Origin of the sequence: Cellulomonas wangsupingiae (genome assembly GCF_024508275.1) — a bacterium.
Taxonomy (GTDB): domain Bacteria; phylum Actinomycetota; class Actinomycetes; order Actinomycetales; family Cellulomonadaceae; genus Cellulomonas; species Cellulomonas wangsupingiae.
This window is the reverse complement of the sequence record NZ_CP101989.1, coordinates 1,342,825-1,355,854: the sequence shown is the minus strand read 5'-3', so window position 1 is coordinate 1,355,854 and position 13,030 is coordinate 1,342,825. Positions and strand designations below refer to the sequence as shown.

15 protein-coding genes are annotated in these 13,030 nt (G+C 74.2%); 2 read left to right on the top strand and 13 right to left on the bottom strand.

The features are described from left to right. Nucleotides 1-135 precede the first annotated feature (135 nt). From NP075_RS06315 to prfB, 4 genes are all read right to left on the bottom strand, one after another. Nucleotides 136-1,539, bottom strand: a complete 1,404-nt coding sequence (locus tag NP075_RS06315; RefSeq protein WP_227564500.1) for a M23 family metallopeptidase — start codon at nucleotides 1,537-1,539, stop codon at nucleotides 136-138. Nucleotides 1,540-1,541: 2 nt separating this feature from the next. Further along, a complete protein-coding gene (gene ftsX / locus NP075_RS06310; RefSeq protein ID WP_227564501.1) occupies nucleotides 1,542-2,456 on the bottom strand; it encodes a permease-like cell division protein FtsX in 915 nt (304 codons plus the stop codon). A gap of 12 nt (nucleotides 2,457-2,468) precedes the next feature. Beyond that, nucleotides 2,469-3,158, bottom strand: a complete 690-nt coding sequence (gene ftsE / locus NP075_RS06305; protein ID WP_227564502.1) for a cell division ATP-binding protein FtsE — start codon at nucleotides 3,156-3,158, stop codon at nucleotides 2,469-2,471. A gap of 199 nt (nucleotides 3,159-3,357) precedes the next feature. Next, nucleotides 3,358-4,473 carry a peptide chain release factor 2 gene (gene prfB / locus NP075_RS06300; RefSeq protein WP_227564503.1) on the bottom strand — a complete coding sequence of 372 codons (1,116 nt, stop codon included), beginning with the start codon at nucleotides 4,471-4,473 and terminating at the stop codon, nucleotides 3,358-3,360. A 101-nt stretch (nucleotides 4,474-4,574) separates the two neighbouring features. On the opposite strand from prfB, the gene NP075_RS06295 reads away from it, so the two are divergent. Both NP075_RS06295 and NP075_RS06290 read left to right on the top strand, forming a co-directional pair. Further along, nucleotides 4,575-4,844 carry a hypothetical protein gene (locus NP075_RS06295; protein ID WP_227564504.1) on the top strand — a complete coding sequence of 90 codons (270 nt, stop codon included), beginning with the start codon at nucleotides 4,575-4,577 and terminating at the stop codon, nucleotides 4,842-4,844. 128 nt (nucleotides 4,845-4,972) lie between these two features. After that, nucleotides 4,973-6,028, top strand: a complete 1,056-nt coding sequence (locus tag NP075_RS06290; RefSeq protein WP_227564505.1) for a LacI family DNA-binding transcriptional regulator — start codon at nucleotides 4,973-4,975, stop codon at nucleotides 6,026-6,028. 6 nt (nucleotides 6,029-6,034) lie between these two features. Here the strand turns inward: NP075_RS06290 and NP075_RS06285 are convergent, their stop codons facing one another. The 9 genes from NP075_RS06285 to NP075_RS06245 form a co-directional block, all read right to left on the bottom strand. Beyond that, nucleotides 6,035-6,946, bottom strand: a complete 912-nt coding sequence (locus NP075_RS06285) for a universal stress protein (RefSeq protein WP_227564506.1) — start codon at nucleotides 6,944-6,946, stop codon at nucleotides 6,035-6,037. A 339-nt stretch (nucleotides 6,947-7,285) separates the two neighbouring features. Further along, entirely contained in the window at nucleotides 7,286-8,140 is an 855-nt protein-coding gene (locus NP075_RS06280) for a hypothetical protein (protein WP_227564507.1), read from the bottom strand. Between the two features lie 117 nt (nucleotides 8,141-8,257). Further along, nucleotides 8,258-8,707 carry a pilus assembly protein TadG-related protein gene (locus tag NP075_RS06275; protein WP_227564508.1) on the bottom strand — a complete coding sequence of 150 codons (450 nt, stop codon included), beginning with the start codon at nucleotides 8,705-8,707 and terminating at the stop codon, nucleotides 8,258-8,260. Between the two features lie 41 nt (nucleotides 8,708-8,748). Beyond that, on the bottom strand, nucleotides 8,749-9,249 hold the full coding sequence (locus tag NP075_RS06270) for a pilus assembly protein (RefSeq protein WP_372456714.1): 501 nt from the start codon (nucleotides 9,247-9,249) through the stop codon (nucleotides 8,749-8,751). Beyond that, nucleotides 9,246-9,632: a TadE/TadG family type IV pilus assembly protein gene (locus NP075_RS06265; protein WP_227564639.1), complete on the bottom strand. Its 387-nt coding sequence runs from the start codon at nucleotides 9,630-9,632 to the stop codon at nucleotides 9,246-9,248. The genes NP075_RS06270 and NP075_RS06265 overlap by 4 nt, the downstream gene beginning before the upstream one ends. Beyond that, complete coding sequence (locus NP075_RS06260; RefSeq protein WP_227564509.1) at nucleotides 9,629-9,841, bottom strand: hypothetical protein; 213 nt, start codon at nucleotides 9,839-9,841, stop codon at nucleotides 9,629-9,631. Before NP075_RS06260 ends, NP075_RS06265 begins: the two co-directional genes overlap by 4 nt. A 63-nt stretch (nucleotides 9,842-9,904) precedes the next feature. Then, nucleotides 9,905-10,834, bottom strand: coding sequence for a type II secretion system F family protein (locus NP075_RS06255; RefSeq protein WP_227564510.1), 930 nt, complete (start codon nucleotides 10,832-10,834; stop codon nucleotides 9,905-9,907). After that, nucleotides 10,831-11,691, bottom strand: a complete 861-nt coding sequence (locus NP075_RS06250) for a type II secretion system F family protein (RefSeq protein WP_227564511.1) — start codon at nucleotides 11,689-11,691, stop codon at nucleotides 10,831-10,833. Before NP075_RS06250 ends, NP075_RS06255 begins: the two co-directional genes overlap by 4 nt. 3 nt (nucleotides 11,692-11,694) lie before the next feature. Next, nucleotides 11,695-12,918 (bottom strand): TadA family conjugal transfer-associated ATPase, encoded by a 1,224-nt coding sequence (locus tag NP075_RS06245; RefSeq protein ID WP_227564512.1) that lies wholly within the window; start codon nucleotides 12,916-12,918, stop codon nucleotides 11,695-11,697. Nucleotides 12,919-13,030 lie beyond the last annotated feature (112 nt).

Genomic DNA, 13,030 nt, shown 5'->3' with positions numbered 1-13,030 from the left:
TCCGGCGCCGTGCGGCTGCCGGGGTGCGGCGCCCCCGCGGTCGGACCGCGCGGACATGGCACGACGTGCGCCGTGCCGGGGTCCGAGCCTACCGGCGACCCGGCAGGAGCCCCACGCCATTGCGCTGCGGGGCGCTCACAGCCCGAGGTGGGGCCGCGGGTTCACCGTGCCGCCGTTGATGTACACCTCGAAGTGCAGGTGGCACGCCGCCGACGTACCGGTGTTCCCGGCGTAGCCGATCACCTGGCCGGCACCGACCTGCGCACCGGACCCGACCGCGAACGACGACATGTGGTTGTAGCTCGACATCAGCGACGACCCGTTGACCCAGCCGTGGTCGATCATCACCTGCCCGCCGTAGCCGCTGCGGAACTTGGCCCACTGCACCGTGCCGGCGCGTGCGGCGTACACCGGCTCGCCGCACCTGTCCCGCAGGTCGATGCCGGCGTGCAGGCGCCAGTACCCGAGCACGGGATGCAAGCGGTTGCCGTACTCCGACGTGACGACCATCGGGTTGTGCGCCGTCGGGTTGGCGAACAACGCACCCGGCCTGGCGCCGTTCGGCGGCGCGCTGCCACCGCCACCGCCGCCACCTCCCCCGCCGCCGTTGTTCTTGCCGGCCGCCGCGCGTGCCGCCTCCTCCTGGGCCCGCTGCACGCGCTGCTGCTCGATGATCGCCGCGAGCTCCTGGCCCACCTGCGCGCGCTCGGCGTCGTTCGCGGCGACCTGCGCCTGGGCCTCGGACTTGCGCGACTCGATGTCGGCCTTGCGCTGCTGCTGCTCGGCGACGAGGCGCTCCACCTCGGCCTTCGCCACCTCGGCCGCGGCCTGCGCCTGACGCGCCTCCTCGAGCTTCTGGTCGGCGGCGACCTTGAGCTCGTCGACCTTCTCGCGGACCGCGGTCTGACGGGCCTGCGCGTTCTTGTTCTTCGCGGCCAGCTCGGTCAGCTCGTCGAGCACCTGCGTCTGCGTGCGCAGCGCGGTCGACACCAGCCCGTACTTCTCGACGAAGTCCTGCGAGCTCTCGGCGTCGAGCATCACGCTCATGCCGGAGACGTCGCGCCCACCCTTGTACGCCTCGCGGGCCATCTGCCCGATGGCGCTGCGGATCTCCGCCTCGCGCGTGTCGTCGACGGCGATCTGCTCGGTGATCGCCGCCTCCTCGTCGCGCGCGGCCTGCAGGCGTGCGGCGAGGATCTCGGCCTCGCGCTGCGCGGCCTGCGCGGCGGCGACCGCCTCGTCGAGGCGTGCCTGCGCCACGGGCAGCTGGGCCTCGACCTCGGCGAGCCTGGTGAGCGCGTCGGCGAGCTCACCGCTGAGCTCCTCGATGGCCTCCGCCAGGTCCGCCGCGCGCTGCTCGGCGGCGGCCGCGCGCTCCTGGGCGGCCGCCCGCTTGTTCGACAGCTCGTCGGCGTGCGCCGCGGTGGGCCCGACGAGCAGCGCGGGAAGCGCGACCGCGAGGGCGGCGAGCAGCGCGACGACGGCCTGCAGGGGCCGCCGCCGCGCGGGGGTCGGGGGCGTGCGGTCGGCTCGGCGCATGGTCATACCTTCGTGTATCGGCTCAGGGTGACCAGGGAGGAGATCGCGGCGAGCACGAACGCCACGACGACGAGCAGCGGGGCGATCGCCAGCACGTCCGACGTCCCGACGTACGGGATCCACGTCACGGACTGCCCCAGCCAGTCGGTCACGAGGTACTCGACGCCGACCCACAGCCCGCCGATCGCGAGCGCCGCGCCGAGGGTGGCCGCGATGGCGCCCTCGAGCATGAAGGGCAGCTGGATGAACAGCGTCGACGCCCCGACCAGCCGCATGATGCCCGTCTCACGCCGTCGGCTCATGGCCGACAGCCGGATGGTGGTCGTGATGAGCAGCACGGCCGCGAGCAGCATGATGGCCGCGAGCCCGCCCGCCGCCCACGTCGCCCGGTCGAGCACGAGGAAGAGGTTGTCGAAGAGCCGTCGTTGGTCCTCGACCGACTCCACGCCGGGCCGCCCCGAGACCACGTCGGCGACCACCTGGTACTGCTCGGGGTCGGTGAGCTTGATGCGCAGCGAGGCGTTCATGTCCTCGGCCGTGGCGGCGGACGCCCAGAACTGGTCGCCGAACTGCCGCTGGAAGGCCTCGTAGGCCTGCTCCTTGGACTCCGGGTAGATCTCCTGGACGTACCGGTCGACCTCGGGCGCCTCGAGGGCCGACACGATGTCGTCCCGCTGCGCCTCGGAGACCTCGCCCGCCGCGCACGTGGGCGCCGCGGAGTTGGCCGGGCACAGGAAGACGGAGACCTCGACCTTGTCGTACCAGTCGTCCTTCATCTTGTCGATCTGCGCCTGCAGCAGCGCCGCGGCGCCGAGGAAGGTGAGGCACACGAACGTGACGAGGACGACCGAGATCGTCATCGACAGGTTCCGGCGCAGGCCGATGCCGATCTCGGAGAGGATGAACTGGGCGCGCATCTGCCGGCCCCCTCAGCGGTCCGAGCCGTAGACGCCGCGCGACTGGTCGCGCACCATCTCGCCCGTGCTCAGCTCGATGACGCGCTTGCGCATCTGGTCGACGATCTCGTCGTCGTGCGTCGCCATCACCACGGTGGTGCCGGTCCGGTTGATGCGGTCGAGCAGGCGCATGATCCCCAGGGACGTCGTCGGGTCGAGGTTGCCGGTGGGCTCGTCGGCCAGCAGGATCGACGGGCGGTTGACGAAGGCGCGGGCGATGGCGACGCGCTGCTGCTCCCCGCCCGACAGCTCGTGCGGGCGCCGCTTCTCCTTGCCGGCCAGGCCGACCATGTCGAGCACGTCGGGCACCGTGGTCAGGATGTGGTGGCGCGGCTTGCCGATGACCTGCAGCGCGAAGGCGACGTTCTCGAACACCGACTTGTTCGGCAGCAGGCGGAAGTCCTGGAACACCGCACCGATCTGCCGGCGCAGGTGGGGCACCTTCCAGCTCGACAGCGTGCCGAGCTCCTTGCCGGCGACGAACACCTTGCCGGCCGACGCGCGCTCCTCACGCAGCACGAGCCGCAGGAAGGTGGACTTGCCGGACCCGGACGCGCCGACCAGGAAGACGAACTCCCCGCGCTCGACGTCGAGGGACACCCGGTCCAGCGCGGGCCGTGCGCCGCGCGCGTAGACCTTGGTCACGTTCTCGAACCGGATCACGACCGACCTCGCCTCGTCCTGCCGCAGGGATCCCCTGCGTCCGCCCGCGGGCCGCGAGCCTCATCGAGCGTAGGAAGGACGTCACCCGCGCGGGTGCAGGACACGCCGCCCGCCCGCTGTGAATCGACGGGTCCGGCGCCCGGGCGCCCGGTCCGTCCCGGTCCGTCCGGACCTCCGGCGCCGCGGGACGGCGCGACCGTCAGGCGTCCGACCCCTGCTGCGCGCGCCGCCAGCGGATGCCGGCCTCGATGAAGTCGTCGATGTCGCCGTCGAAGACGGCCGCCGGGTTGCCCACCTCGTGCTCGGTGCGCAGGTCCTTGACCATCTGGTACGGCTGCAGCACGTACGAGCGCATCTGGTCGCCCCAGCTGGCCTTGACGTCGCCGGCCATCTCCTTCTTCGCGGCCCGCTCCTCCTCCTGGCGTCGCAGCAGGAGGCGCGACTGCAGGACGCGCAGCGCGGCGGCACGGTTCTGGATCTGGGACTTCTCGTTCTGCATCGACACGACGATCCCGGTCGGGATGTGCGTCATGCGCACGGCGGAGTCCGTGGTGTTGACCGACTGCCCGCCGGGCCCCGACGAGCGGAACACGTCGACCTTGATCTCCGACTCGGGGATCTCCACGGAGTCCGTCTGCTCGATGAGGGGGATCACCTCGACGGCCGCGAACGACGTCTGGCGGCGGCCCTGGTTGTCGAAGGGCGAGATCCGCACGAGACGGTGCGTGCCGGCCTCGACCGACAGGTGCCCGAACGCGTAGGGCGTCTTGACCTCGAACGTCGCGCTCTTGAGCCCGGCCTCCTCCGCGTAGGAGGTGTCGAGCACCGTCGTGGGGTAGCCGTGGCGCTCGGCCCAGCGCAGGTACATCCGCAGCAGCATCTCGGCGAAGTCGGCGGCGTCCACGCCGCCGGCGCCGGCGCGGATCGTGACGACCGCGTCACGCTGGTCGTACGGACCGGCCAGGAGCGTGCGCACCTCGAGCTCGCCCAGGTCCCTGCGGATGCCGACGAGCTCGGCCTCGGCCTCGGCCAGGGTCTCCTCGTCGTCCTCCTCGGCGGCCATCTCGACGAGCGTCTCGAGGTCGTCGATGCGCGCCCCGAGACGGTTGACGCGGTCGAGCTCGGCCTGCGTCTGCGACAGGGCGCTCGTCACCTTCTGGGCGGCGTCGGGGTCGTCCCAAAGGTTGGGGACGGACGCCTGCTCGGACAGCAGTGCGATCCGGGCCTCGAGCGCGGTGGGGTCGCTCACGGCCTGGATCGACCTCAGCGTGGAGCGCAGCTCGCGGATCTCGGCAAGGAAGTCGGTGGTGGCCACGACCCACGAGGCTACCGCTCCGGCGCCCGGCACTCGTCATGCCGATCTCTTGACCGGTCAAGAGGTGCCGTTCTACTGTACCGGTACAGCCCTGGACAGAGATGAGGAACGACATGCAGAACATCGGCACCGCGTTCATCAGCGTCCGCGCCGCCCGGCTGCGCGCGACGAGCGCGTGGGCGGACGCGCCCACCGTCGAGCCCACGAGCGCCGAGCTGCGCGCCGAGCGTCGCGCCCACGCCCGGCGCACGCGGGCCCACCGCCCACCGCGCACGCGGCTGGCGGCGGCCGGCACCCTGCGTCGGCTCGCGGACACCCTCGCCCCCGGCGGCGGCGATCTCGCCGCCCCGCACGGCCAGACCCGGTCGTGAGCCTGCTCCCGACGCCCGCCGCGACGTGGGCGGCGCTGCACGGGCCACCCGTCACACCGCACCCGCCCTACGCTGGGGGGCGTGAGGCAGCCCGGGGCACGGACGAGGACGGGGCCGACGTGGGCCGCGTGACGCTGCAGACCGTGGCCGACGCGGTGGGCGTCAGCCGGATGACGGTGTCCAACGCGTTCTCGCGACCCGACCAGCTCTCGGCGGCGCTGCGCGCACGCATCCTCGACGCCGCCGCGGACCTCGGCTACGTCGGGCCGGACCCGACCGCCCGCGCCCTCGCGCGCCGCAGCACCGGGGCCGTCGGCGTCGTGCTGACCGACTCCCTCGGCGAGGCGTTCCGTGACCCGGCCGCGTCGGCGTTCTTCGGGGCACTGGCCGAGGAGCTCGCACCCGCCGGACTCACCGTCTCCCTCATCCCGGCCCAGAGCGTGGGCGGGCACCTCCACGCACGCGACCTGCCGGTAGACGCGGCCGTCGTGTACGGCTGCGCCGGTGAGACGGAGGCCGTGGACTGGTTGGCGCGTCGCCGGCTGCCGCTCGTGTTCGTCGACCAGGCACCGTTGCCGGGCAGCCCCGGCGTGGTCCTCGACGACGCGGGCGGCGGCCGCCTCGCGGTCGAGCACCTGCTCGCCCTGGGGCACCGCGACATCGCGGTCCTCACGATGGACCCGACCCGCACCGCCCCCGGGTGGCGCACGGCGCCGCTGTCCGACAACCCGAACCACGTCGCGCGCGAGCGCGCCCGCGGTGCCGTCGCCGCGGTCGAGGCAGCCGGCCTGACCGCGCGCGTGTACGACGTCGTCGACAACCACCCGCAGGACGTCGACCCCGGTGTGCGCGACCTCCTCGGTGGGTCCGACGCGCCGACCGGCGTCGTCTGCTTCTCCGACCTCATGGGCGCCTCGCTCGTGCGGGCGGCCCAGGCGACGGGCCGCACCGTGCCCGACGACCTGTCCGTCGTCGGCTTCGACGACTCGTTCCTGGCCGGTTCCGTCACGCCGGCGCTGACGACTATGCGTCAGGACTTCGTCGCGAAGGGGCACGCCGCGGCGCGCGCGCTGGCGGACGCCATGGCGCGGGCGCGCGGTGAGGACGACGCCGGCCGGCCACGCACGGTCATGATCCCGGTCGAGCTCGTCGTGCGTGGCAGCACCGGGCCCGCCCCGCGCTGACCGCGATCAGGACCGGGCCCGCTCCCCCGGTCCGGTGTCGACCCCCACGCGCGACACCAGCACCGGGCACGCCGCCCGCGCGACGAGCCACTGGCTCACGGAGCCGAGGACGAGACCCGCGATCCCGCCGCGGCCACGCGTGCCCACGACCAGCAGGTCCGCCCGTTCGGCGTGCTGCGCCAGCACGTGCGCGGCCGGCCCCTCCTCCACGACGGGCTCCACCTCGAGCCCGGGGAACTGCTCGGCGAGGAGGGCGACCGCCGGCTCCTGCGCGCGGCGCGCCGCGTCACGTGCCAGGTCGTCGGGCGCCACGTCGGGCTGCTCCCGCAGCCACGAGGCCAGGGCGCGGCCGTGCACGGGGCTGCGCCAGGCGGTGACGACGACCAGCCGGTCGCCCGTGACGACGGCGTGCCGCGCGGCGGCGACCACGGCACCGAGAGCTGCGGACGACCCGTCGACCCCGACCACGACCCGTCCCGTGCTCAGCGGCTCCACCTGGGTGCGCGGCACGACCACCACGGGACAGCCCGCGTGCTGCACGGTGCCCAGCGCGACCGAGCCCATGAGGATCCCCGACAGCCGGCCCGCGCCCTGGCGACCGACGACCAGGTAGGTCGCGCCCGCCGCGCGGTCGACGAGCGCCTGGGCGGGCGGGCCGTCGGCGAGGACCACGCTCACGTCGAGCCCCGGCGCGGCCTCGAGCGCGACGGTGCCGCCCTCGTCGGCGACCTCCTGCGCACCGGCGCGCACGTACGCCGAGGCCGTGCCCAGCGGCGGCAGGTCGAGCTGCCCCGAGAGCCCCCACACGTGGACGACCTGCAGCGGTGCGTCCAGCCGCGCCGCCTCCCGCGCTGCCCAGCGGACCGCGGCGACCCCCTCCGCCGATCCGTCGTACCCCACCACGACATGCGTGCCCATCGCGCCCCCCGACGTCCGACGACACGTCGATCGTGGCCCCCCACGCGGCCGGGCACAACTACGGCAACCGGCAGTGGCGACGCGCAGCTCGTCGGGAATCGGTCTCCCTACCGTCGCACCACTGCCGCCGGCGTCGGGCGCACCACGCATCGACGGTGCCCCTGAGTCCAGCGCCACGCCAGGAGCTCGTCGACGGCACCGGCGTCCGTCCACGGCGCCGGCGCAGCTCGCGCGGCGCTGAGTCCCGGCCGCGCACGCGACGGGGACGGTGCCTGGTTCGAGCTCGGGTACCCCGCGTCCGGGCCCCTGGCCTGATGCTCACCTACCCGGGAGAGTCGGTCAGCGGCCTTCCCAGGCGGGAAAGCCGACCCGAACATCGGTGGGGTCGCCGAACTGCAGAACCCAGTTCGTCTCGCCGGCCTCGTACCAGGCGAGGTGCCACTCCCCGGTGGAGGGTCGGTAGATGCCTGCGGAGGGAGACCCGATGAAGCAGTGCATAACGCCGCACGAGCCCATGCCCCAGGGCCCGGCCAGCGGAACGTCGCCGGGTTGTCCCCAGACCTGGGTCCTGACCGCGCCCGGGTTGTTCACGTCGAGCGGTTCCAGGAAGTACCACGTCGAGCTCGACGGTCGGAAGAGCGTCAACACGCCCGGACCCTGATACTGCGGCACATCCCCGGGCAGCCCCCAATAGAACGTGCCGTCAGCCTTGCCCGAGGTGTTGGCATTGCGTAGGTAGAAGCCGCGGTTGCTCGGGCGGTAGATCCCGACGGTGTCAGTGCCGTTGTTGTCCCAGTCGCCCGTGAACGCCACATCCCCGGGCGACCCGTATCCCAGCACGATGTCCGCTCCGCTCTGCGCGAAGGTGGAGTTGCTCAGGTACCACGTACCCGTGCTCGGCCGGAACACTCCAGGGGTGGGCTGCCCGTCGCCGTCCCAGTCCCCGACCACCGGTTGGTCCCCGGCCTGGCCGAACACGAAGCAGAGGTCGGCCGCGCCCGACGTCAACGAGCCCCGGACGTACCAGGTCCCGCTACGGAACACCGCGATCGCCGGCTTCGAGGGGTCTCGACCCACGTTGGCGTCCACCTGGCAGCCCGTCGCACCGGACGCGGGCGTGACAGCTCCGAGCACGGTGGTGAGAACGACGAGCCCGACGGCGCTGAGTCGAGAGAAGAACCCGGTGCGTGACATGCGCCATACCATGCCAGGCGATGAGCCGTCGCGAACCCGTTTCGGGCCCCTTCCCGCGGCCGCGGCCGGGTGAAGCCGCACTCACCCGTCGACGCCGGGTCCGTGAGCGTGCGGACCTCACGACGCACGTGCGCTCGCCTCGACCTCCAGCAGGACCCCGTCCGTCCACGGCGCCAGGACCCACGTCATCACGGGAGGCCGCGTCATGGCTCCCAGCCGCACGACCGCCGAGCGTCCGTCGGGTGTCGTGGCCTCGAGCACCCGCACGCCGTCCCACGCGGCCGCCGGCTCGGGGTGGTCACGCACGTACTTCTCGACCGCCGCGCGGACCGTCTCGTCGGTCAGCGGGACCCCGCCCGGGCCGCGCTCCTGGGGCCCGGCGAAGTACCGGGTGCTCACCTCGTCCGCCGCGGACAGCGCCGCCAGGTCCGCCAGCGCCAGCAGGCGCTTGCGGTCCAGGTGCACACCGGTCGCGGCCGTGACGACCAGGACCAGGAGGATCGCCAGCACGGCGAAGCCCAGCGACAGGATCATCACCTGGCCGTCGTCGTCGCGGCGCCGGGCCACGCACGCAGGTGCCCGCCGCGCCGCGCGCCGTGCCCGGCCGCTCACCGCGCCACCCGGTACGTGTCGACCGGTGCGACGCGCTCGGCGCTGACCGGGATCTCGAGCGGGAGGACGTCCCGCACGAACGTCGGGACGAACGGCAGCGGCACGCGCACGAGCACCGTGGCCGCCACCTCCGCTCCCGGCGTCAGGCACGGGTCCGCCGAGCAGCGGACGTCCAGCGCGGCGGCGGGGTCGTCCTCGAACCCCTGGTCGACGAGCGCGACGGCGACGGACGTCAGCGCCCGGGCGCCGCCCTGCTCCGTGTCGTCCGCGGCGACGTACACCCGTGCTGCCTCCCGCGCGGCGCCCTCGGCGGCGAACGTCGCGGCCTGGATGCGCCCGAGCACCAGCACGAGGTAGACGGTCGGGACGAGCAGCACCAGCGAGATGCCGAGGAACTCCACCAGCGCGCTGCCCGCGTCGTCGCGGCCGGCACCGTCGCGGCCCGCGCCGGCGACGGCCCGCCACCTGCGCACGACGCACCGGCGGACGCCCCTCACGGCCACTCCACCGGGGCGTGCCCGTCGAGCTCGAGGACCCCGCCGGGGCCCAGCAGGCCGACGACGGGCAGCGGGACGCGCACGGTGACCTCGACCAGGTCGAGACCACCGACCTGGACCTGGCGTGCGGTGACGTCCTGCGCGTACCGCTCCGCGAGGGACGCGCGCAGCAGGTCGGCCGTGCGCCCCGCGCCGTCCGCGGGGGTCCGCCCCACGTGCGCCGCGTACCGCGCGCCCTCCGCCGCCGCGTCGACGCACGTGTTGCGCACGTGCTGGACGAGCGCGAGCTGCAGCACGGACGCGAACAGGACGACCACGAGCCCGCCGACGAGGGTGAAGTCGACGACGGCCGACCCGCGGTCGCGGACCCCCGCGGGCGTCAGCCGCCGGGTCGCGGCGCGACGCCCTCGACCGCGTCGACGAACAGGTTCTGCAGCACGCCCTCCGCGGCGAACCACAGGACCGCGACGAGCCCCGCGGTCATGAGCGTCACGAGCACCCAGCCGGGCACGTCCCCACGCTCGCCGTCGTCGCCGCCCGCCGCCGTCACGCGCTGCGCGAGGGTGCTCCAGGTCCGAGCCAGGTACCTCATCGTCGACCTCCGTCGTCGTCCGGAGCGCGCCGGTCGGCGCCCCCGTGTCGGGAGCGGCCGGGGTCACAGCCCCACCCGCAGGAGCATCGCGCTGGGGAAGACGGCGAACACGACGGTCACCGGGAGGATGAGGAACACCACCGGGACCATCATGAGCACCTCCTTGCGCCCACCGGTCTGCATGAGCGCCCGCCGGCCCTCCTCGCGGACGTCCTGCGCCTGCGCACGCAGCACGTCCGCGAGGGGCGACCCGCGCTCGACCGCGACCGCGACGCCCTCGGCGAAGCGCGCGAGCGCGGCCAGCCCGGTGCGGTCCGCGAGGGCCTGCAGGGCCGTGGTCAGGGGTGCGCCGGCCCGGGCGTCGGCGAGCGTGCGGGCGAGCTCGTCGGCGAGCTCACCGCGCGTCTGGCGCACCACCCGCTCGAGCGCACCGGTGGCTCCCTCACCGGCACTCACGGCCAGGGCGAGCAGCTCGGTGACGGTCGGCATCTGTGCCAGCAGCCGCGCCTCACGCTGTGCGACCTGCCGGCCGAGCAGCCAGTCGGGTGCGAGGGCACCGGCGAACCCCGCCACCACGACCAGCGCCACGAGCGGGACCAGGGCCCCGCCTCGCGTGGCGGCCAGCACGACGGCGAGCAGCAGCCCCGCGGCGATCCCCAGCGCGCCGCACACCACCTGCCGGGCGCGGAACTGCTCCACGGTCTCCGCGCGCCCGGCGCGCGAGAGCCGGGCCCGCAGCTCGGCGGTCGGCGAGCCGATCCGCGCCACGAGCCGCACGCCGTCGGCGACGAACGGGCTGGCCAGCCTCTCGACGGTCCCCCACGGACCGCGCACCGCCTCGGCGCGCAGCAGCGAGGAGGTCCCGCGCGTCCGCAGGTACGGCCCGACACGCTGGTCGAGCGTGATGCGGCGCGCGCGCAGGCGCAGCACCACGAGCACGAGCCCGCAGCCGCCGAGCAGCCCGACGAGCGCCCCCACCACGGCGGGGCTCACCGCAGCACCCGCGGGTCGTCCGGCAGCCGCGCGACGCGCAGCATGAGCCGGTAGGCGACGACGGTGCTCGCCGCACCGACGAGCAGCACCGCTGCCCCCGCCGCCGAGTCGTAGGCGCGGATCGCCTCGGGTCGCGTCGCCAGCATCGCCAGGACCACCCACGGCGCCGCGACGGCGAGCCGCGCCGCGTACACGGTCCAGCCCTGCCGTGCCTCGATCTCGCCGCGGGTGCGCAGGTCCTCGCGCAGGAAGGAGGACAACGTGCGCAGCAGCCGGCCGAGGTCGGTGCCCCCGACGTCGCGCGTCAGCCGCAGCGCCTCGATGATGCGGTCGGCGACGGGGTCGGCCAGCCGGTCCTTGAGGGTGTCGAGGCTGTCCGCGAAGCGTCCGGTCGCGCGGTAGTCCTCGGCGAACGCGCGGAACGGGGGCCGCAGCTCCGCAGGGCCGCGGTCGCCGAGCTGGGCGACGGCCTCGGGCAGGGACAGGCCGGCGCGGACCCCGGACGCGAGGTGGTCGACGACGTCGGGCCACAGCTCGCGCGCGGCGGCGAGCCGGCGACGGGCGCGGCCGCGCACGAGCGTCAGGGGCGCCGTGACGGCGAAGGCCCCGAAGCACACGTTGACGGCCGGGACCGGCACGACGAGGAACGACACGGCGGCGACGACGAGCCCGACGAGCCCGCTGACCGCGACCAGGCCGCCCGGCGTGACGCCCGCGATCTCGGCCTGGGTGAGGGTGTCCTGCACGCGGGCCGTCCAGCCGTCGGGTCGCCTGCCGCCGACGGCGACCACGGGCCACCACGACCACCACACGCACGCCAGACCGGCTCCCAGCAGCAGCCCCACGACGACGCCCACCGCTCAGCCCCGCCGCAGCATCGCGACGACGTCGACGCCCGCACGCGCGAAGCGCTCCGGGTGCGGGGGGAAGCCGTCACCTCGCACCAGGACGTCGCCGCGGCTCGTGAACAGGTCCGCCGTCTCCACGACGCCCGCCTCGACGCGTCCGGGCACCGCCACGACCTCACGGGTGCGACGTCGTCCGCGCGCGTCGATCTCGAGGTGGACGACCAGATCGACCGACGCCGCCACGGTGGGCACGACGAACCGGTCCGAGATGTTCGCGCCCGCGAGCAGCGGCAGCGTGCACAGCTTGGTCAGCGCCTCGCGCGCCGAGCTGGCGTGGATGGTGCACATGGCGGGCACGCCGCTGTTGAGCGCGATGAGCAGGTCGAGCGCCTCCGCCTCGCGCACCTCGCCGACGAGCAGCCGGTCGGGCCGCATGCGCAGGGCCTCCTTGACCAGCCGCCGCAGCGTGATCTCCCCCGTGCCCTCGAGGTTCGGCTGTCGCGTCTGCATCGCCACCCAGTCCCGCACGGCGGGCCGCAGCTCGAAGACCTCCTCGCAGCTGATGACACGCTCACGCGGGGGCACGGCACCGGTCAGCGCGTTGAGCATCGTCGTCTTGCCCGCCTGCGTGGCGCCCGAGACGAGCACGTTCAGCCCGACCCGGACGGCGGCCTGGAGGAACGCGGCGGCCTGGGCCGTGAGCGAGCCCAGGGCGACCATGTCCTCGAGACTCGTCGCGCGCACGACGTACTTGCGGATGTTGACGGACCAGTGCCGCCGCGTGACGTCGGGGATCACGGCGTGCAGCCGCTCACCGCCGGGCAGCGACGCGTCGACGAACGGGCTCGACAGGTCGAGCCGCCGCCCGGAGACCTTGAGCATCTGCTCGACGAGGTCGCGCACCTGCGCGTCGGACAGGATGGTCGTGGTCAGCTCCGGCTCACCGCGGCGGGCGACGAAGACCTGGGAGGGCGAGTTGATCCAGATCTCCTCGACCTCGTCGTCGTCGAGGTACCGCTGCAGGGGACCGAGCCCGGCGACGGCGTCGACGACGGCCTTGTGGGCGGCCGCCGTGTCGGCCAGCGCAGGCACCGACCCGATGAGCGAGCGCTCGTCGTAGTCCGCCATCGCGGCGTGGACGAGCGCCACGACGCCCGCACGGTCCCGCACGGGGTCGACGCCGCGGCGCCGGATGAGCTCGCGGACCTCGCTCTCGAGGATCGCCACGCCGTCCACGCCCACCTCGCTCCCGCGCCCCAAGAACGGCCGATGTCTGGTTCATCCGTTTCGCGAGTCACGGTAGGGCATCGGCGCTGCGTGCGTGAGGATTCGTCCACAGGACAGATCG